This window comes from Pseudarthrobacter arbutini, assembly GCF_054510915.1.
On record NZ_JBTNDQ010000014.1, the window covers coordinates 86,212 to 106,041 of the forward strand.

Consider the following 19,830-nt stretch of genomic DNA (forward strand, 5'->3'; position numbering starts at 1 on the left):
CGTCGAACTGTCTCAGGGGTCCTTGGTGATCAGCAGTTCGTGCGCGCCGGCAGCAGCCGCGCCCATCGAGTCCACCACCGTGGTGGTCCTCAGCCTGGTAGCGGCGTCGACCTCGGGAGTTGCACAGACGCCCTGCGGTGCATCGGTTGCCACCGAGCACCAGCGGTACGGATCGCGGACAATCACCGAGGGGGCCCAGGCCAGGTCCGACGCCGTCCACTTCCCGGCTGCGTCCTGGCTGAACTGTGCCCGCACGAGCAGGCCCTCGTTGTTCACTACGTACCAGGGCGACAGTTCGGTGACTCCGTTGCCCAGGCCGTAGACGATCCAGGTTCCCTTGTAGTTTTCGATGGGCAGTACCGAGTGGGTGTGGTGGCCGTAGATCATGGTGAACTGGCCGCTGTCCACCAGGGCGTGGGCCACCTCCTGCTGCTGGGCGTTGGCTTCACTGGCATACTCGTCGCCGGCGTGCATGGCACCGAGCACGATGTCCGCGCCGAGCGCCCGTGCCTTCACGGCCTTGGCGATCATGGTGGGCGCGTCCAGCATGTCCACTTGCCAGCCGTATTCAGGGTACTGGCCGTTGAGCCCGTAGGTCCCCGCGATGATGGCGATCTTGGCGGCATTGGTCTGCAGTATCAGGATTCCCTGCGACTCGGTCTCGGTGCGGTAGGAACCGGTGTGCTTCAGCCCCGCCGCATCCAGGGCGTCCACGGTACGCAGTACTCCGTCCGTGCTTCGGTCGATCGTGTGGTTGCTCGCGGTGGTGCAGGCCCGGTACCCCACCGCCTTAGCGGCTGTGATGATCTGCGGCGGGACGTTGAATGACGGGTACGCGGAGAACGGGCCATCGGGCCCGGCCACGGGCGTTTCCTGGTGGCAGATAGCGAGGTCGCTGGCGTGGATGTACTTTCGTTGGCCTTCGAGGAGCGGGGTGAAGTCCAGCCCTGGTTTGCCTGCTGCGGCGGCATCGTCGCGGGCCTGTTGCCAGAGTTGGGTGTGGACCAGCATGTCGCCGGTCACGACGACGGACGTGCACCGCAGCGTGGGGCAGGCCGGCCCCGCGCCGGGGGTGGGAGTGGGCGTCGGGGTGGGGGACGCCGTCGGGCTTGGCTGCCTTGTCCCGCCGCCGGTACTGGCAGCACCGGAGGACGGAACAGTCTGTTCGGCGACCAGGCCGCATCCTGCCAGCAGGGCAGCGGCCAGGACGCCGGCGGACACCGCGGCAGCGGAACGAACAGCAACAGCGCGCACCGAAGCAGCGCCCAACCTTTTCCCCATAGGCGTCATTGTAGGTCTGGCCGCCGCGCAAATTCGGCAAAGCCGCGCGTTGAGAAGCATGCGCCAGTATGAAAGGTTAGCGTGATGACGAATCCCCTCCTCAGCGCCAGCGCCCTGCCCTATGGGCTGCCGCCTTTTGCCCGGATCAAACCATCCGATTACGCCGATGCCATCGACGCCGGCCTGACGGAACATCTGGTGGAAATCCAGGCGATCGTGGACAACCCGGCGCCGGCGGACTTCGAGAACACGGCCCTGGCCATGGAGAAGTCCGGCCAACTGCTCCAGCGGGCGGCCGACTCCTTCTTCACCCTTGCCTCAGCCGACGCAACAGACGAAATCCGTGACCTGGAAACCGAACTCTCACCCCGCATTTCGGCGCATCAGGACGAGATCTACCTCAATCGGGCACTGTTCGACCGGTTCGCGGCGATTGATACCTCCGGGCTTGACCCTGAGTCAGTCCGGCTCGTGGAGGAGTACGTGAAGGAGTTCCGCCAGTCCGGGATCCAGCTCGAAAAGCCGGGCCAGGAACGGCTGAAGGAAATCAACGCGGAGCTGTCCAAACTGGGCACGGAGTTTGGCCAGCGGGTCAAGGAGGCCATGAAATCAGCTGCCTTGCTGCTGGACACAGCAGCCGAGCTGGCCGGCTTGCCGGCAGACGATGTCGCCAGCGCCGCTGAGGCGGCCCGCGCCGTTGGCCACGACGGAAAATTCCTGCTGACGCTGATCCAGCCCAGCAACCAGCCCGCCCTGGCTGCCCTCGAAAACCGGGACGTCCGCCGTCGGCTGTTTGAAGCTTCCATCGGCCGGGGCAGCGGCGGCACCCTGGACGTCCTGGAACTGGCCAGGTCGACGGCACGCCTGCGCGCTGAAAAGGCAGCCCTTCTGGGTTTCGCCAACTATGCCGAACTCGTGGTGGACCGCCAGACAGCCCGCGACTTTGACGCGGTCCAGTCCATGCTGACCAGGCTGGCCCCGGCGGCTGTGCGCAATGCCGACGCCGAGGCTGCGGCCCTGACTGAGGCGGCAGGGCATCCGCTGGAGGCCTGGGACTGGGCGTTTTACTCAGCCAAGGTGCAGCGGGAAAAGTACGCCGTGGACGAGCAGGCACTCCGCCCCTATTTCGAGCTGGAACGCGTACTCCGGGACGGCGTCTTCTTCGCCGCCACATCCCTCTACGGCATCACGTTCCACGAACGCAAGGACCTCGCCGGCTACCACCCGGACGTCCGCGTCTGGGAAGTCCGGGACCAGGACGGCAGCGGACTGGGATTGTTCCTGGGCGACTACTACACCCGCGAATCCAAGCGGGGCGGCGCCTGGATGAACTCGCTGGCGGACCAGTCGGGCCTGCTGGGCACCCGGCCCGTGGTGATCAACAACCTCAACATCTCCAAGCCGCCGGCAGGCGAGCCCACACTCCTGACGCTGGACGAGCTACGCACCACTTTCCACGAGTTCGGACACGCACTCCACGGCTTGTTGTCGAACGTGACGTACCCGCGGTTCGCCGGGACTGCTGTCCCCCGCGACTTTGTGGAATACCCGTCGCAGGTCAACGAGATGTGGATCCTGTGGCCGGAGGTGCTTGCCAATTATGCCCGGCACCACGCCACCGGCGAACCGCTTCCGCAGCAGGTGGTGGACAAGCTGAACGACTCACGGCTCTGGGGCGAAGGCTTCGGGACCACGGAATACCTCGGTGCTGCGCTGCTGGACCTGGCCTGGCATGTGCTGGACGAAACCGAAATCCCCGACGACGTCCTGGCGTTTGAGGCGAAGTCCCTCGCGGCCGCGGGCGCGGCTCATGCCCTGATCCCGCCGCGTTACCGCACCGGCTATTTCCAGCACATCTTCGCGGGGGCTGGCTATGCGGCCGGCTATTACTCGTACATCTGGAGTGAGGTGCTGGATGCCGAAACCGTGGACTGGTTCACCGAAAACGGCGGCCTAACACGCGACAACGGCGAACGCTTCCGCCAGGAGCTGCTCTCCCGCGGCAACAGCAGGGACCCGCTGGAATCCTTCCGCGCGCTCCGCGGCCGCGGCGCCCGGCTGGAGCCCCTTCTGAAACGCCGCGGCCTCGACTGACCCCCGTTAAAGTACGACGCCGGTCCCTCACCAAGAAAGGTGAGGGACCGGCGTCGTACTTCAGAGACGCCAGGCGCCCCTAAGGCGCCCCAATAAAGCGAGTTACCAGCCGCGCTCGGAGAGGCGGTGCGGCTGCGGGATCTCGTCGACGTTGATGCCCACCATGGCTTCGCCGAGGCCGCGGGAGGCCTTGGCGATGACGTCGGGGTCATCAAAGAACGTGGTGGCCTTGACCACGGCAGCGGCGCGCTGGGCCGGGTTGCCGGACTTGAAGATGCCGGAACCGACGAACACGCCGTCGGCGCCGAGCTGCATCATCATCGCAGCGTCGGCCGGGGTGGCGATGCCGCCCGCGGTGAACAGCACCACGGGGAGCTTGCCGGCGGCGGCGACTTCCTTGACCAGTTCGTACGGGGCCTGCAGTTCCTTGGCCGCAACGTAGAGCTCGTCCTCGGGCAGGGCGGCAAGCTTGGCGATCTCGGCGCGGATCTGGCGCATGTGGCCGGTGGCGTTGGAGACGTCGCCGGTGCCGGCCTCACCCTTGGAACGGATCATGGCCGCGCCTTCGTTGATGCGGCGCAGCGCCTCACCAAGGTTCGTGGCGCCACAGACGAAGGGAACCTTGAAGTTCCACTTATCAATGTGGTGGACGTAGTCGGCCGGGGTCAGGACCTCGGACTCGTCAATGTAGTCCACGCCCAACGACTGCAGGACCTGGGCCTCCACGAAGTGGCCGATCCGGGCCTTGGCCATGACCGGGACGGACACGGCTGCGATGATCTTGTCGATCATGTCCGGGTCCGACATGCGGGACACGCCGCCCTGGGCACGGATATCAGCCGGAACGCGTTCCAGCGCCATCACTGCAACGGCACCGGCGTCTTCGGCGATGCGGGCCTGTTCAACGTTGACGACGTCCATGATGACGCCGCCCTTGAGCATCTCAGCCATGCCGCGCTTGACGCGGTTGCTGCCCGTGACGCTGTTCGCGGACGAACCGGCTTCGCTGCTTACATCAGGTGTAGACACAAAAACCCCTATGGGTAGATAGATGATCTTCGCCGGGCGCGAGGGCGGCAAGAAACCGAAAGTACACGCACCGGGTTGCCGGATCCATTGACCGGGCAGTCACAATACTAGTCCCCCGGCAGGCGGCGGGCTTAATCAGGCTTAATCCGAAGCCGCGGACTCCGCAAGGGCCTGGCGATGGACGGTGGCTACGCGCTGGATGATCGTGATGAGGCTGGCCAGGGCCAGGAGTCCAAGCGTCACCAGAAGAACCACCGGGGGCAATCCCAGGCCGGTAAATCCGGTGACCACCAGCACCGAAACCAGTCTCTCGGCGCGCTCGGCGATGCCCACATTCGCCGTGAAGCCAAGGGATTCGGCCTTGGACCGCGCATACGAGACCACCATGCCCAAAACGAGGCACAGCATGGCGGCGACGGCGATGGCGTAATCGTCGCCCCCGGTGAAGAACCAGATGGCCACACCCGCGAACAGTGCGCCGTCGGCGATCCTGTCCAGGGTGGAGTCCAGGAAGTTTCCCCAGCGGCCGCCGGTGTCCCGCAGCCGTGCCATAATGCCGTCAAGCACGTCCGAGAAAATGAACGCGGTAATGAACAGGGTCCCCCACCAGAGCTGGCCGAGGGGGTAGAAGACCAAGGCACCCACCACCACGCCGGCGGTTCCGATGACCGTCACAGCATCAGGGGAAACACCGATTTTCAGGAGCCAGCGCGCAAGCGGAGTGAAAAGCGCGGTGAAAAACCCGCGCGCATGCCTATTCAGCATCCGTCTCCCCGGGCCAGGCCTCTGCAACCTGCTGGCGGACTTCATCCAGGGTCTGCGTGATGGCCTTGGTCTGGGCAATGATGGGGAAGAAGTTGCCGTCCCCGCCCCAGCGCGGCACGATGTGCTGGTGCAGGTGCGCGGCGATTCCTGCCCCGCCCACTACGCCCTGGTTCATGCCGAGGTTGAACCCGCCCGGGTTCGCCACCTTGCGCAGGACCCGCATGGCCGTCTGGGTGATCTCCGCAAATTCCGCGGTCTCCTCCACCGTGAGGTCCGTGTAGTCCGGGACATGCCGGTACGGGCAGACCAGGAGGTGCCCCGGATTGTAGGGAAACAGGTTGAGGACCACGTAACAGGTCTTCCCCCGGTAGACGATCAGGGCTTCCTCGTCAGTCCGGCCCGGACCTACGCAGAAGGGACAGTCGTTCTCGTTCTTGAACTGGTGCTGGCCGCCCTTGATGTAGGCCATCCGGTGCGGAGTCCACAGGCGCTGGAATGCATCCGGCACGCCCGCGAGCTCAAAGTCATCTGTCACGCCGGCATCCCCTGGATAGCCTGCGCCTGTGTTCTCCTGCACCGTGTTCTTATCCGTTTCCGCTAGCTGGTCCGGTTACGGACGGCTTCCGTGATCCGCTTGACGGCCTCGGCCACCGGCACGCCGTTGTCCTGGCTCCCGTCACGGAAGCGGAAGGACACCGCGCCCGCCTCGGCGTCGTCGCCGCCGGCGATCAGGACAAAGGGGATCTTGTCCTTGCTGGCGGTGCGGATCTTCTTGGGGAACCTGTCCGAGGACGTATCCACCTCGGCGCGGATGCCCGCCGCCTTGAGCTGGTCAACGACGTCGAACATGTATTCGTTGAACGTTTCGGCCACCGGGATGCCCACCACCTGCACGGGGGAAAGCCACGCGGGGAACGCGCCGGCGTAGTGCTCGGTGAGCACACCCATGAACCGCTCGATGGAACCGAAGAGTGCACGGTGGATCATCACAGGACGCTGACGCGTGCCGTCGGCTGCCTGGAATTCCAGCTCGAAGCGTTCCGGGAGGTTGAAGTCCAGCTGGATTGTGGACATCTGCCAGGTTCGCCCGAGTGCATCTTTGGTCTGGACGGAGATCTTCGGGCCGTAGAAGGCCGCGCCGCCCGGATCCGCGACCAGTTCCAGGCCGGATTCCTCAGCCACTTCGGCGAGGGTCCGGGTGGCTTCTTCCCAGGCTGCGTCTTCGCCGACGTACTTCTCCGGGTCCTTGGTGGACAGCTCCAGGTAGAAGTCGTTCAGGCCGTAGTCCTTCAGCAGGTCGAGCACGAACTTGAGGGTCTTGGTGAGTTCGTCCTTCATCTGCTCGCGGGTGCAGTAGATGTGGGCGTCGTCCTGTGTCATGCCACGGACCCGGGTCAGACCGTGTACAACGCCGGACTTTTCATACCGGTACACCGAACCGAATTCGAAGAGACGCAGGGGCAGTTCCCGGTAGGACCGTCCACGCGAGCGGAAGATCAGGTTGTGCATGGGGCAGTTCATCGGCTTCAGGTAGTAGTCCTGGCCGGGCTTGCGCACGGTGCCGTCCTCGTTGAGTTCCGCGTCCACATGCATGGCCGGGAACATGCCCTCCTTGTACCAGTCCAGGTGGCCCGAGACTTCGTAGAGGTGGCCCTTGGTGATGTGGGGCGTGTAGACGAACTCGTAGCCGGCGTCGACGTGGCGCTGGCGGGAGTAGTCCTCCATCTCCTTGCGGATGATGCCGCCCTTGGGGTGGAACACCGGCAGGCCGGAGCCCAGCTCGTCCGGGAAGGAGAACAGGTCAAGTTCGACGCCGAGCTTGCGGTGGTCGCGCCGCTCAGCCTCGGCGATGCGCTCCTGGTAGGCCTTGAGCGCGTCCTTGGTGGGCCAGGCGGTGCCGTAGATGCGCTGCAGCTGCTGGTTCTTCTGGTTGCCCAGCCAGTACGCGGAGGAGGACCGGGTCAGGGCGAAGGCGTTGGAGATGAGCTTGGTGTTGGGCAGGTGCGGGCCGCGGCAGAGGTCGCACCAGACCGTGGTGCCCTCTTTGCGCTCGACATTGTTGTAGATGGTGATGTCGCCGGCGCCGACCTCGACGTTGACGCCCTCGCCGGCCTCGGCGGCGTTGTTCTTCTTGCCCAGGAGTTCGAGCTTGTAGGGCTCGTTCTTCATGGCCTCGCGGGCCTCGTCCTCGCTGACCACGCGGCGGACGAATTTCTGGTTCTGGTTGACGATCTTGAGCATCATCTTCTCGAGGGTCTTGAGGTCCTCGGGGGTGAACGGTTCAGCGACGTCGAAGTCGAAGTAGAAGCCGTCGGTGATGTACGGGCCGATGCCCAGCTTGGCGTCCGGGCGCAGCTGCTGCACGGCCTGGGCCATGACGTGGGCGGTGGAGTGGCGGAGGACGTCCAGGCCGTCCGGGGAATCGATGGTGACGCCCTCGATCTCGGCGCCCTCGGGCAGCTCCTGGTCCAGGTCCTTCAGCTCGCCGTTGACGCGGGCAACAACAACATCGCGGCGCTCAAAGAAGAGTTCCGCACCGGTTGTCCCGGTAGTCACCTTGGTCTCTTCGCCATCGACGATGAGGGTGATCTGCTGGGCATCTGACACGGGTGTCTCCTATTCAAAGTTTTAGGCTTCATAGCTTGCGGCGTACGGGGACCACAGCCAGCCATCGTCAATGCTATCGGTTTCCCGGGAGGCCGACCAACGGGACCCGCGGCCGTTCAGCCGCCCATTCCGGTAATCGCCAGGCTTCGGCTGATCCCGTCCAAAGGATGCGGCACATCGGTGCGTTCCACCCGGTCCGCCGCGAACGGCAGGGATTCCACCCGGCTCAGGTCCCAGGCCATGCTGGCGCTCAGGCTGATTCCCCGGGGACCTGTCCGCCGGGTGGTGCCCCGGATCAGCAGCAGCCTGGTGCCGAACAGCAGCAGCCCCGCCTGTTCCTGGGCTTCATGGAAGAACACGGAGTCGACGCAGCCGGTGCCGTCGTCGATGCTGATGAACACCACCCGCCGGCCGCCGCGCATGGGCGGTGTCTGGGTGGCGATGCGCACCCCGGCCACCAGCACCTCGGTGTTGTTGCGCAGGCTCAACAGTTTGTCTGCAGTGGTGACCCCCAGCCGGTCCAGCATGGGCCGGTGGCTGTCCATCAGGTGCCCGCTGACATCTATGGCCATCAGGTCCAGTTCTGCCCGGACGTTTTCCACCAGGGTGGGCGCGGGAAGCCCGGGCTTGACGTTCCGCAGCTCCACGTCCCCCAGCGGTAGGGACAGCTGCCCGTCCATGATGTCGATGCCCTTCCGGGTACCGCCGGCGGCCTGGAGCTGTTGCAGGTGCTGGACGAGGTCTGCGCGGTTGGCGGCGCCTCCCGATTCACGGTGCAGGGAGTCAAAGGCACCCAGCTGGGCGAGCCTTTTGATGCTTGGCTTGCTCAGCCTGGACCGGGCACGGAGGTCAGCCAGGGAGTCGTAGGGCTGGCCGGCGACAATCCGCTTGAGCTCGGTCCCGGACAGGCCATAGATGCCGTTAAGGCTCAGCCTGATCCCCAGCTTGCCGGCGTCCGGCCCGTCCGTCACCCGTTCCACCCGGTACTCGGCCTGGCTGCGGTTGATGTCCAGCGGCAGGATGGGGATGCCCAGCCTGCGGGCCTCGGCAACCAGCAGCCGTTTGGGGTACATGCCGGGATCGTGTTCCCACAGCCCGGCCAGGAAAGCCTCGGGGTGGTGCGTCTTGAGCCAGGCGGACTGGTAGGTGGGAACGGCAAATGCCGCACCGTGCGCCTTGCAGAAGCCGAAGCTGCCAAAGGCTTTCAGGGTCCCCCAGACCTTGTCCACTACTTCCGGGGTGTACCCCTTGATCCGGGCCTCCTTGCGGAAGAACTCTTCCACTTTCAGCTCGTGGACCTCGTTGCCGAGCGCCCGGCGGAACTCATCCGCGCGCGCCAGGCCGCAGCCGGTCATTACGTGGAAGGTTTTCAGGATCTGTTCATGGAAGACAGTGACGCCATGGGTTTCCTGCAGCACGGGTTTCAGGTCGGGGTGCGGGTAGACCTCCGGTGCGAAGCCGTGCCGGTGCTCCAGGAAAGGCCGCACCATGTCCGATTTCATGGGGCCGGGCCGGAACAGCGAAATGTCGATGATGAGGTCATTGAACTCACGCGGCGCCAGCTTGCCGATCAGTTCACGCTGGCCGGGTGACTCGATCTGGAAGCAGCCCAGGGTGTGGGTGCTGCGGATCAGTTCGTAGGTTGGTTCATCATCCAGCGGCACGGCGTTGAGGTCGATGTGGCCGTTCTCGGCGATGTAGTCCGGCCCGGTCCCGTCAGGACCTGCAGGGTGGGCCCCTGCCGCCACCACTTCCGCTTTGGAAGGATGGATCCGGATGACTTCCCGGACGGCAAACGCCATCGCGCTCTGCATCCTGACTCCCAGGACATCAAGCTTGAGCATGCCCATGGGATCCATGTCGTGTTTATCGAACTGGCTCATGGGCAGCCCCAGTCCGCTGGGCTGCACCGGGGTCCGGTCAAGCAGCGTGGCATCGCCCAGGATCACCCCGCAAGGATGCATGGAGATATGGCGGGGCAGCCGGTCCAGCCGTTCTGTGAGGTCCACCAGCAGGTCAAGCTGCTGGTTTTCGGTGAAGTCCCGTTGTTCCACCCGGCCAGCGAACTCCCGTAACTCAGGTTTCTCAACCAGTGCCTCACGGAATTTCCGGGCCGAAAAACGCCACAGCTGCTTGGCGATCTCACCGACGTCGTCATCGTCCATCCCCAGGGCCATCCCGGCGTCGCGGACGGCACCGCGGGCGCGGTACCCGTTCTGCATGCTCATCAGCGTGACGCGCTCGGAACCGAAGCGGTCAAAGATCCGCCGGTACACGTTGTGCCGTTCGGCGCTTTCGACGTCGATGTCGATATCCGGCAACGTGGCCCGGTCCCGGGACAGGAAGCGTTCGAAGATCAGGTCGTGTTGCAGGGGGTCCACCTGGCTGACATCAATCAGGTAGTTGACCAGGCTGGAGGCCCCGGAACCGCGGGCGGCTGCCCTGACCCCCATGTCCATGATCATCCGGGAGACCTCCGCGACTGTGAGGAAATAGGAGGAAAACCCGAGGTTCCTGATGATTCCCAGCTCGTGCTCCAGCCGCGAGCGCATGTCCTTGTGGGCTGAGCCTGATATTCCGGGGAACCGCCTGCTGATCCCGGCCTCACAGCGCTGCACCAGTTCATCGTGCGGGTCCTGGCTGATGCCAATGACCGATGCCTCGGGGACCACCGGCTGCTTCCAGCCCATGTCAGTCACCGGGTCAATCCGGCAGAAGTCGGCGAGCGCCTCGGTCTGTGCCATCAGCTGTTTGAGGTCCGCTGCGCCATACCCTGCGGCGCGGATGATTTCCTTGCCGAGCTGAAGCATCTGCGCTGATGATTTGAGCCAGGCCTGCCCGTTGGGCTGGAGCAGCGGTTCGGCCGCGAGTTCGGGGAGGGACTTCAGCGTCCGGGCGGAGTCGAGTACGTCAGCTGTGGCGGCGCCGTCCTCTGCGCAGTAGCGGACCGCGTTGGTGAGCACGGCCGGTACGTGGTGTTCTTCCGCGAGTTTGAGCATTCGTACTGCGTGGGCGGTGCTCAGGGGCGCTCCGGGGGCAGTGAGCTGGGAAACGACTTCCGCTACCAGGGTTCTTGGGGGCATGGCGTCCAGCCAGCTTTTGAAAAGGGTGCGCGGACGGAGGTAGCGCCGGCCGCTCATGGCCCGTCCGACGTCGGAATCCGGGCCGATCAGGACCGTCAGGACCGGTTTCAGGGTTTTGGGGTCGAGCGTGCGGGAGGCGAGTTCGGCGCGGGTGACCGCCACGTGCACCGCTCCCCCGGCTTTGCCGGAGGTGCGGGCATGGGCATCGGACACCAGCCGGCACAGTGCGCGGTAGCCCGCCCCGTTGTTGTGGCCGCGGGCGAGCACCACTACCCTGCCGGCGAGCTGGGTGCGGTGGTCGCCGTCGTCGTCGAAAACCGCAAGGTCCACCCCCACGATGGGGTCGATGCCGGCTTCCATGCAGGCTTTGAGGTGTTTGATGGTGCCGTAGAGGCCGTCCCGGTCCGTGCAGGCGAGCGCGGTTGCGCCGTCCGCGGCGGCAACCTGGGCCAGTTCGTCGGGCCAGGCAACGCCATAGTGTGCGCTGAAGGCCGTGGAAACGTGAAGGTGGGAGAAGCTCATGCTGTTTGTGGCCGGAGGGCGTCGTGGATCCGCAGGAGCCTCCAGCGGCCGCTGCCGGTATGCCTGCTCAGGTCCAGGGTGAGCGGCTCCCCTGCATCCCGGGGGCCGGCACTCCGCGGGTCCGCCTGCACTTGGACGCGCCAGATTTCGTGGTCCACCAGCCCCGGCCCGCTGCCGAGCGGCGCACGGCGTTCCTCGGCCCACCACTGCCGGCGTTCATACCACCGGACGGGCTCGGCGCACACCGTGTAGTGCCGTCCGGCCCACTGGAGGTTCAGCGGCTGGCCGGCGGGGGTGCAGACGACGTCCACGGACTCGCTGAACATACCCATGGGCGCCTCCCGGAACTGAACGGAGCTGATGCAAAATGCTGATGCAAAAGCAAGGTATTCGAATACATGTTCGAATACCTTGAGTCTACGACGACGCTCCGACAAAACCTAGACAGGGGTGGACGGACGGGCAGCAGGGAGGCAGGATTGTGGCATGAGCACCAATGACGCACTCCTCAAGCACGTAAGCATCAAGGCCCAGGACGAAAAGCTCGTGGCAACCTTTGATATCGACGGCAACATACCGGGGGCAGGTGCGTACGTAGTGGGCCTGGTGGCGGCGAGCCCTGATTACTCATCGCAAAGACGCTTGGGCATTGAGTTCATGAACGGGGAGGCCATTGCCTTCTACTCGTTCAGCCATGACCAGAGCGCCGAGGAAAACTATGATCTTGGCGGCGTGACGCACTCGGGCAGCACCATCACCGGCAACTTCCCCGTCGCGGCCGTCCATGGCCTGGGCAAGGGACACATCATGTCGGCCTTCAGCGAGGCTGACGGCAGGGAGTTCCAGTCGGGCGTCGCCGTCGACGAAGCGCTCTAAGTCGACGAAACGCTCTAAGTCGACGAAACGCTCTAAGTCGACGAAACGCTCTAGGGAACACCGAGCAGGTGCTGCCGGAACCGTGTCCGGACAGCACCTGCGGCAGCGTCAGCTGCTTTCTCTGTGGACCTTCATTTCGAGTTTGATGAACCCCGAGATCATGGCCCGGTAAGTTGATTCCACAATGTCCGGATCAATGTCCTTCTTTTTCGCGGCGGCCCGGACATGCTCGATCACCCGTTCCACCCGGCCGGGGGCGCGGACTTCAGCGTCGTCCCCCTTCAGGGTTCCGGCGATCCGGATCAGGCGTTCACGCCGCGCAATGAGGGTGACAATCTGCTCGTCAACTTCGTCTACCGCAATCCGAACGGCAGCGAGCTGTTCTTTGTCGGCCAAAGCGTCCCTATCGTTTCCTTGAATTGTTGCCATCTTCTGACAGTATCGAAGCATGCAGCCCAGAGTCGACTTCATCTCACTAGGCGTTCGCAGTGTTGACGCCTCCCGCCGGTTCTACGCGGAGGGCCTCGGCTGGCCTGTCCACCGCGAGTTTCCCGGTGATGTGGTGTTCATCCAGGTCAACCACGGCCTCATCCTTTCCCTGTGGGACGCAGCGCAGATGCACGCCGAGGCGGGGGTAGGTGTCCCCGGCCCGGTCCCCTGCATCACGCTCAGCCACAACCTGCCCAGCACCGAGGCGGTGGACCGGGTCATGGCGGAAGCGGCATCGGCCGGGGCCACTATCGTCGCCGCGCCGGTCACCCAGCCCTGGGGCGGGTACAGCGGCTATTTCGCCGATCCGGACGGCTTCCGCTGGGAAGTTGCCTACAACCCCACGTGGACAGTGGACGACGCCGGCAAGGTCACCGTTTAGGGGCATGCCGCCCCGAGTGCCGGTTTAGAACAAGGCTTCCACCGGCCGGATCAGTTCCGGGGAGTTGTTGCGTACGTTGCCCACCTCGGTGCCGACCGAATCCACATGCCAGTCGGCCGCGACTTCCTTCACGTGGGCCCGGACCAGGTCCACGAGGAAGGCGGCGTCATCGATCTGCGGATCAAGCCACGACGCCATCGTGGCCCGGTCCATGGGCAGCGGCACGCGGTCGTGCAGGGCGGTGAGCTTGCCGAAAATTGTGGACTCGGCACCGGGCGGCGGCGTATCTGCCGTCAGGATGGATGTGGAGAGCATCCACCGTCCGGGATCGCCCTCGGCCTTGGACGGATCCTTCCACCACTCATACAGGCCCGCGAACACCAGCCCGCTGCCTTTGCCTGGATGGACGTAGTAGGGCTGCTTGGCTTTGCCGGTGCCCTGCTTCCATTCGTAGTACCCGTCCGCCGGGACAGCGCAGCGACGTGACTTCACGGCCTTGCGGAAGGCCGGCTTCTCCAGCACAGTCTCGCTCCGCGCGTTGATCATCTTGGGGCCGATACCAGGATCCTTCGCCCAGGACGGCACCAGGCCCCAGCGGGCAACATGCAGCTGCCGCACGGGGCCGTCGTCGATCAGCCGTTCCAGGACGATCGGCACGTCGTCGGTGGGCGCCACGTTCCATGACGGGGGAAGATGCACTTCCTCCTCCAGCTGGGCATCAAAGTCGGCCAGCAAGTCACCCACGGCCCGTGCCATCACATAGCGTCCACACATGGCTCCAGCATGCCATTAGCGCTATGTACTGTCATCCGGCACCGCATCTGCCGGGCCGGCTCAGGGAATAGCCCGCCGCGGGTTACCGTTGACGGGAACGAACCCCCTCAACGATTTCAGGAGAGCTCCGTGGATTTTACCCCCGAGAACGGCACCATCACCATGTTTTCCACCACCTGGTGCGGCTACTGCAACCGGCTGAAGAAGCAGCTGGACGCGCAGGGCATCGGCTACACGGAAATCAACATCGAAGAGGTGGAGGGCACAGCCGACCTCGTGGAGAAGCTCAACGGCGGCAACCGCACCGTCCCCACCGTGCTCTTCCCGGACGGCACCGCCGCCACCAACCCCTCCGCTGCCGAGGTAAAGAGCCGCCTCGCAGCCTGACCACGGCAGCTGGTGTGGTAGACAGAACGGGACCAACATCCGTGTTGGTTCCGTTCTGTCTATCTGCATTGAGGGAGCCTTTCGTGGTCCATAAAGTCAAAGGTGTCGTAGCCCGCTCCAAAGGGGCCCCGGTCACTCTGGAGACCATCCTGGTCCCGGAACCGGGCCCGGGCGAGGCCCTGGTGGACATCATCACCAGCGGCGTCTGCCACACCGACCTGCACTACAAACTGGGCGGCATCAGCGATGACTTCCCGTTCCTCCTGGGCCACGAGGCCACCGGAGTGGTCAGCGCCGTGGGCCCCGACGTCACGGACGTCGCCCCGGGCGACCGCGTGGTGCTCAACTGGCGGGCCGTCTGCGGCAACTGCCGCGCGTGCAACCGCGGCCAGGCACAGTACTGCTTCAACACCCACAACGCCACCCAGAAGATGACGCTTGAGGACGGCACCGAACTGTCCGCCGCCCTGGGCATCGGCGCGTTCATCGAAAAGACCCTCGTGGCCGCCGGGCAGTGCACCAAGGTGGATCCCGACGCCGATGCTGCCGCCATCGGCCTGCTCGGCTGCGGCGTCATGGCCGGACTGGGCGCCGCCATCAACACCGGGGGCGTCAAGCGCGGTGATACGGTCGCCGTCATCGGCTGCGGCGGTGTGGGCGTGGCCGCCATCGCCGGCGCCGCGCTCGCCGGCGCAACCACCATCATCGCCGTCGACATCGACGCGAAAAAGCTGGACCGTGCCAAGGGCCTCGGCGCCACCCACACCGTGGACTCCTCCGCAACCGACCCCGTGGAGAAAATCCGGGAACTCACCGGCGGCTTCGGCGCTGACGTGGTGATTGACGCCGTCGGGCGCCCCGAAACGTACAAGCAGGCGTTCTACGCCCGCGACCTCGCCGGCACCGTGGTGCTGGTGGGCGTCCCGACGCCGGACATGAAGCTTGAGCTTCCCCTGCTGGACGTCTTCGGCCGCGGCGGCTCGCTGAAGTCCTCCTGGTACGGGGACTGCCTGCCCTCCCGGGACTTCCCCATGCTGATCAGCCTCTACAAGCAGGGCAAGCTGGACCTGGATGCGTTCGTGACTGAGCGGATCACCATCGACCAGGTGGAGGAAGCGTTTGAGAAGATGCACTCCGGTTCGGTGCTGCGTTCGGTGGTGGAACTGTGAGCCTCCGGATCGAGCGGCTCGTCACGTCCGGGACATTCTCGCTCGACGGCGGCACTTGGGATGTGGACAACAACGTCTGGATCGTGGGCAACGATGAGGAATGCGTGGTCATCGATCCCGCGCACGATGCCAAGGCCGTAGCCGCCGCCGTCGGTGGCCGGAAGCTCAAGGCGATCCTGCTGACCCACGGCCACGACGACCACATCCGTTCAGTAGCTGACTTCTGGGACCTCGTCCAGGCACCGATCCACCTTCACCAGGACGACTGGATGCTGTGGCACAGCGTCTACCCTGACGTGGAACCCGACGTCGCCATCAAGCACGGCGACGTCATTGAGGTGGCGGGGGCCAGCCTGACGGCCCTGCACACACCCGGGCACTCGCCGGGCTCGGTATCCTTCCATCTCACTGACGGGCCCGACGGCGAGGGCTCGCTCTTCAGCGGGGACACCCTGTTCCAGGGTGGCCCCGGCGCCACGGGCAGGTCCTACAGCGACTTCCCCACCATCATCGAATCGATCCGGACGTGGCTGCTGCCCCTGCCGGCCGAAACGGTGGTCCGGACCGGCCACGGCGACAGCACCACCATCGGGGCCGAAGCCCCGCACCTGGACGAGTGGATCGCCCGGGGCCACTAAGAGCCCCGGCCGGCCCGGCAAGCGCGGGCTACGCCTCCCGAGTATCCAAACCTGCATAGCTGCTGAAGTCGGCATGCTGGAGGGAGGCGTGGCCCGCGTACGCGGCAATAACGGCGTCCTCAACATCCTGGACCGTGAGGCCAGGCACCAGATCGTTGGCCGCGCCGGCGGTGGCCGGGTCCCAATCCAGGCCCAGGGCTGCATAGCTGTCCGTCAGGACGCTGCGGATGGGGGCGGAATTTTCCACCACGATCACGGAACTGAACAGCCACCCGCCACTCACCACGCGCTGCGCTGTGCCCACGAGTTTGATCCGGTGCGCCGGGTGGGCCGGGTGGGTGCCGTGAACGCTGAACTCCCCGGGGCAGTACTCCCCCGGAATTTCGCCAACCGCTGCCTGCACACCGACGTCCCGCAGGGACTGCGCCAGCAGCTCACCAAAGAAGCTGAACCGGCCCTTGGAACCGGCGATGGCGTCCGCATGGGGCATCACGTGGTCCACCACCAGCGTGCCCTCGTGGTAGGCGGCGGCGCGTCCGCCGGCCTTCCGCACCAGGGGTTCAAATCCGTGCTCGCGGCAGGCCCGGGCGGCCGCGTCGAAGCCGGGCAGGCGGGTATCCCGCTGGCCGAAGGCAACAGTGGGCGCGGGCCGGTACAGCCGCAGCGTGGGGCCGATCCTGCCGGTCTTCGCCTGGGTCAGCAGTTCGAGGCCGAATTCCAGGTCACGTGCGGCGCCGAGGGAATGATCCTGCCGCACCACAGTGAGCGTCCGGAGTCCCGCTTCGGCGTCCTGCATATTGCTAAGCTCCCTTATGGTCATAGTGCAATTCCTTGTCGTCGCGGCTGCGTTCGCGGTCATCGACGCCGTCTGGCTCAAGCTCATGAACCCGTTCTACCGCAGCCACATCGGTGACCTGCTCGCAGACAAGCCACACTTAGGTTACGCCGTGGCTTTCTATGTCATGTACATAGCGGGGATTGTCTTCTTTGCGCTGCGGCCGGCGCTCGACGGCGGCAGCTGGCTGACCGCCGTCGGCTATGGGGCCGCCCTGGGCGCCTTTGCCTACGCGACGTATGACCTGACGAATGCCGCCACGCTCAAGACGTGGCCGCTGCAGCTCATTGTTGTTGACATCCTGTGGGGTGCCGCCCTGACGGGACTGTCCACCCTCGCCGGCTGGCTGGTGTTCCGCGCCACCTGACATCCAGCGGTGTATTGCTGCACCGTCCCCCATCGGGTGGCTAAACTCAGGAACTGGGTCCACCCGCTACTCCTCAGAAGAGGTAATCCACTGATACGCGTCATTAGCTACAACCTCCGCAAGCACCAGGCCAGTGGGGAACTGGTTGATCTTGCCCAGAATTTCGGCGTCGATGCTCTGTGCCTCCAGGAGTGTGACACCTCGGACCTGCCTGACTCGCTGGGTCCGCTGCAGCTCGCCGACTCCACCAAGGGCAACCGCCTGGGGCTGGCCATCTACTACCGGCCCGACCGGTTCACGGCCCACGGCACCAAGACCTTCGCACTCAAGAAGTCCCTGCACGACATGGTCCTGGCGCCCGCCCATGAGCGCCTCATCGGCACGCGCGTGCGGGACAACGAGACCGACCACGAACTGGTTATCGCCTCGTTCCACGCAGCTCCGCTGACCGCCACCAACTCGCTGCGGCGCAACCAGATCCACGCGGCCCACGCCGAACTCCTGGGCATGGGCACCGGCCTTATGACTCTGATGGTGGGTGACTTCAACTACCCCTTCTTCACGAAAAACCTCAACGAACACATGAAGAACACCGGCTACGAACTCTCCCTCAGTGACCGCCGGACCTACACACGCTACAAAGTATTTAAGGGCCACTTCGACTTTGCCACGTCCCTGGGACTAAACATCGAGAATGTGGAAACCCTGCCCCGCGGCGCCTCCGACCACCTGCCGATCCTGGTGACCGCCGAATATGGCCAGGATTCGACGCCGTTCCAGGAGCCCCCCGCGTCCTGATTTCACCAATTTGGAGGCCCGAGTGCGGCACGACTGGATCAACAAGGCGCTACCCGGCGTTGGTGTTGCGCGTGGCTACAAACGGTCGTGGCTGAAGTCGGACCTGGTGGCCGGGGCAGCCTTGAGCGCAGCCCTGGTGCCGGCAGGAATGGCGTACGCCGAGGCCAGCGGGCTTCCTGCGGTGAACGGGCTTTACGCCTCCGTGGTGCCCATGATCTTCTATGCCGTGTTCGGGCCATCCCGGGTTGTCATTGTGGGGCCCGATTCAGCGCTGGCACCCATGATCGCGGCCGCCATCCTTCCGCTGGCCGGGCGGGATCCGGAGCAGGCGGTGGCCATGGCCGGAGTGTTGGCCATCCTGATCGGCGTCTTGCTGATAGCAGGCCGGATCTTCAAGCTGGGGTTTGTGACGGGATTGCTGTCCGGGCCTATCCGCGTTGGATACCTGAACGGCATCGCACTGGCCGTCACCGTCAGCCAGCTTCCGCGGCTGCTGGGGATCGACGTCTCCGCCGATGGCCTCTTTGAACGCCTCACGTCCCTGGCCGGGGCGGTCTTCAGCGGCGGTATCAATCCCGTCGCCCTGGCTGTGGGTGCGGGCAGCGTGGCCGTCATTGTCGCCGGCCGCCTTCTTCCGTGGAAGGTGCCCAGCGTCCTGTTCGCGGTGGCCGGCTCCATCGCCGCAGTGGCCGTACTGGGCCTGGCCGGACAGCTGCCCATGGTGGGCGCCCTGCCGCAGGGACTCCCGGCCCCTGCGCTGGGCGGAATTGGCATGGACGACGTCCTGGCATTGGTGGGCCCTGCAGCAGGCATCGCGCTGATCGCTTTTGCGGACACCTCCACCTTGTCCAAGAGCCTCGCCGCGCGCCGCGGAGTGAGGGTCAACGGCAACGAGGAAATGGGGGCACTGGGCATTGCCAACGTGGCAACGGGGGTGCTGGGCGGCTTTCCGGTGTGCGGCAGTTCCTCCCGCACCCCGATTGTGCTCGACGCCGGGGCGAAGACGCAGCTCAGCGGTGTGGTGGCAGCCTTGCTCGTGGTCGTTTTTATGGTCGTCGCACCGGGGCTGACGGCTTTCCTTCCCACCGCCACGCTCGCCGCCGTGGTGATCGTGGCGGCGTCGTCGCTGGTTGATGTGAGAACGCTGGTGCGCCTCGTCAGGATAAGCCGGATCGAGGCCCTCCTCCTGGTGGTGACGTTCCTCGGCGTCGCCTTTGTAGGGGTCCTGCCGGGAATTGCCGTGGCCATTGGGCTGTCCCTGCTGGCCTTTGTCCAGCGCGCCTGGGATCCGTACCGCACCGAGCTGGCGAGCCTGGCGGACGTTCCGGGCTTCCATGACCTGGACCGGCATCCCGAAGGCCGGCGGGTGGAGGGGCTGGTGATTGCCCGCTTCGATGCACCGCTGTTCTTTGCCAACGGGGACGTTTTCGCCGAGCACATCCACGGCCTGGTGGACGCCGCACCCTGGCCGGTGAAATGGGTCATCGTGGCGGCGGAGCCGATCACCGGCCTGGATACCACGGCGCTGGATGAGCTCATCCGGCTCGACGATGAACTGGCGAAGGACGGCATCAGCATGGTCTTCGCGGAAATGAAGGGACCGATCAAGGACCGCCTGATCCGGTTCGGTGCCAGCGCACGGTTCACTGCCGACCATTTCTTCCCCACCCTGGACAACGCGGTGCACAGCTACAAAAGCGTCACCGGCGCCGACTAGTCACACAGGTCAGGTAG

The 19,830-nt window shown here is 65.2% G+C and carries 19 protein-coding genes; 9 read left to right on the top strand and 10 right to left on the bottom strand.

Annotation, left to right across the window (positions count from 1 at the left end):
• Positions 1–12: 12 nt before the first annotated feature.
• Positions 13–1,281 (bottom strand): CapA family protein, encoded by a 1,269-nt coding sequence (locus tag ACX80V_RS16305; RefSeq protein WP_485844018.1) that lies wholly within the window; start codon positions 1,279–1,281, stop codon positions 13–15.
• Between the two features lie 84 nt (positions 1,282–1,365).
• Between ACX80V_RS16305 and ACX80V_RS16310 the strand changes: the two genes are divergently transcribed.
• Complete coding sequence (locus ACX80V_RS16310) at positions 1,366–3,375, top strand: M3 family metallopeptidase (protein WP_485844019.1); 2,010 nt, start codon at positions 1,366–1,368, stop codon at positions 3,373–3,375.
• Positions 3,376–3,477: 102 nt separating this feature from the next.
• Here the strand turns inward: ACX80V_RS16310 and pdxS are convergent, their stop codons facing one another.
• The 6 genes from pdxS to ACX80V_RS16340 all read right to left on the bottom strand — a co-directional run bounded on the left by pdxS (position 3,478) and on the right by ACX80V_RS16340 (position 11,713).
• Positions 3,478–4,404 (bottom strand): pyridoxal 5'-phosphate synthase lyase subunit PdxS, encoded by a 927-nt coding sequence (gene pdxS, locus ACX80V_RS16315; RefSeq protein ID WP_141140753.1) that lies wholly within the window; start codon positions 4,402–4,404, stop codon positions 3,478–3,480.
• A gap of 141 nt (positions 4,405–4,545) precedes the next feature.
• Complete coding sequence (gene pgsA / locus ACX80V_RS16320; RefSeq protein WP_485844020.1) at positions 4,546–5,169, bottom strand: phosphatidylinositol phosphate synthase; 624 nt, start codon at positions 5,167–5,169, stop codon at positions 4,546–4,548.
• Entirely contained in the window at positions 5,159–5,746 is a 588-nt protein-coding gene (locus ACX80V_RS16325) for an HIT family protein (protein WP_056340364.1), read from the bottom strand. Before ACX80V_RS16325 ends, pgsA begins: the two co-directional genes overlap by 11 nt.
• Positions 5,747–5,766: 20 nt before the next feature.
• Positions 5,767–7,776 carry a threonine--tRNA ligase gene (gene thrS, locus ACX80V_RS16330; RefSeq protein ID WP_058932330.1) on the bottom strand — a complete coding sequence of 670 codons (2,010 nt, stop codon included), beginning with the start codon at positions 7,774–7,776 and terminating at the stop codon, positions 5,767–5,769.
• 116 nt (positions 7,777–7,892) lie between these two features.
• Complete coding sequence (locus ACX80V_RS16335; RefSeq protein WP_485844021.1) at positions 7,893–11,381, bottom strand: DNA polymerase III subunit alpha; 3,489 nt, start codon at positions 11,379–11,381, stop codon at positions 7,893–7,895.
• Complete coding sequence (locus ACX80V_RS16340) at positions 11,378–11,713, bottom strand: DUF6504 family protein (RefSeq protein ID WP_485844022.1); 336 nt, start codon at positions 11,711–11,713, stop codon at positions 11,378–11,380. Before ACX80V_RS16340 ends, ACX80V_RS16335 begins: the two co-directional genes overlap by 4 nt.
• A 154-nt stretch (positions 11,714–11,867) precedes the next feature.
• Between ACX80V_RS16340 and ACX80V_RS16345 the strand changes: the two genes are divergently transcribed.
• Positions 11,868–12,257 carry a hypothetical protein gene (locus ACX80V_RS16345; protein ID WP_056340376.1) on the top strand — a complete coding sequence of 130 codons (390 nt, stop codon included), beginning with the start codon at positions 11,868–11,870 and terminating at the stop codon, positions 12,255–12,257.
• 108 nt (positions 12,258–12,365) lie between these two features.
• Here ACX80V_RS16345 and ACX80V_RS16350 read toward each other — a convergent pair whose 3' ends face one another.
• Positions 12,366–12,686, bottom strand: coding sequence for a chorismate mutase (locus ACX80V_RS16350; protein ID WP_058933088.1), 321 nt, complete (start codon positions 12,684–12,686; stop codon positions 12,366–12,368).
• A gap of 19 nt (positions 12,687–12,705) precedes the next feature.
• Between ACX80V_RS16350 and ACX80V_RS16355 the strand changes: the two genes are divergently transcribed.
• Positions 12,706–13,128 carry a VOC family protein gene (locus ACX80V_RS16355; protein ID WP_058932327.1) on the top strand — a complete coding sequence of 141 codons (423 nt, stop codon included), beginning with the start codon at positions 12,706–12,708 and terminating at the stop codon, positions 13,126–13,128.
• A 24-nt stretch (positions 13,129–13,152) separates the two neighbouring features.
• Here ACX80V_RS16355 and ACX80V_RS16360 read toward each other — a convergent pair whose 3' ends face one another.
• Complete coding sequence (locus tag ACX80V_RS16360) at positions 13,153–13,884, bottom strand: SOS response-associated peptidase (RefSeq protein ID WP_058932326.1); 732 nt, start codon at positions 13,882–13,884, stop codon at positions 13,153–13,155.
• Between the two features lie 147 nt (positions 13,885–14,031).
• Here ACX80V_RS16360 and ACX80V_RS16365 point away from each other — a divergent pair, with 147 nt between their 5' ends.
• The 3 genes from ACX80V_RS16365 (at position 14,032) to ACX80V_RS16375 (ending at position 16,096) form a co-directional block, all read left to right on the top strand.
• The gene (locus tag ACX80V_RS16365) at positions 14,032–14,289 is read left to right on the top strand and encodes a mycoredoxin (RefSeq protein ID WP_056340387.1); all 258 of its coding nucleotides are present in this window, start codon (positions 14,032–14,034) and stop codon (positions 14,287–14,289) included.
• 83 nt (positions 14,290–14,372) lie between these two features.
• Positions 14,373–15,458 (top strand): S-(hydroxymethyl)mycothiol dehydrogenase, encoded by a 1,086-nt coding sequence (locus ACX80V_RS16370; RefSeq protein WP_485844023.1) that lies wholly within the window; start codon positions 14,373–14,375, stop codon positions 15,456–15,458.
• Positions 15,455–16,096, top strand: coding sequence for an MBL fold metallo-hydrolase (locus ACX80V_RS16375; protein ID WP_485844024.1), 642 nt, complete (start codon positions 15,455–15,457; stop codon positions 16,094–16,096). The genes ACX80V_RS16370 and ACX80V_RS16375 overlap by 4 nt, the downstream gene beginning before the upstream one ends.
• A 28-nt stretch (positions 16,097–16,124) precedes the next feature.
• On the opposite strand, the gene ACX80V_RS16380 is transcribed toward ACX80V_RS16375, so the two are convergent.
• The gene (locus ACX80V_RS16380; protein ID WP_058932323.1) at positions 16,125–16,892 is read right to left on the bottom strand and encodes a lipoate--protein ligase family protein; all 768 of its coding nucleotides are present in this window, start codon (positions 16,890–16,892) and stop codon (positions 16,125–16,127) included.
• A 16-nt stretch (positions 16,893–16,908) separates the two neighbouring features.
• Between ACX80V_RS16380 and ACX80V_RS16385 the strand changes: the two genes are divergently transcribed.
• The 3 genes from ACX80V_RS16385 (at position 16,909) to ACX80V_RS16395 (ending at position 19,813) form a co-directional block, all read left to right on the top strand.
• Positions 16,909–17,298, top strand: a complete 390-nt coding sequence (locus tag ACX80V_RS16385; protein ID WP_485844025.1) for a DUF2177 family protein — start codon at positions 16,909–16,911, stop codon at positions 17,296–17,298.
• Positions 17,299–17,391: 93 nt separating this feature from the next.
• Positions 17,392–18,096: an endonuclease/exonuclease/phosphatase family protein gene (locus ACX80V_RS16390; RefSeq protein ID WP_248764142.1), complete on the top strand. Its 705-nt coding sequence runs from the start codon at positions 17,392–17,394 to the stop codon at positions 18,094–18,096.
• 22 nt (positions 18,097–18,118) lie between these two features.
• Positions 18,119–19,813 (top strand): SulP family inorganic anion transporter, encoded by a 1,695-nt coding sequence (locus tag ACX80V_RS16395; RefSeq protein WP_485844026.1) that lies wholly within the window; start codon positions 18,119–18,121, stop codon positions 19,811–19,813.
• The last annotated feature ends 17 nt before the right edge of the window (positions 19,814–19,830 follow it).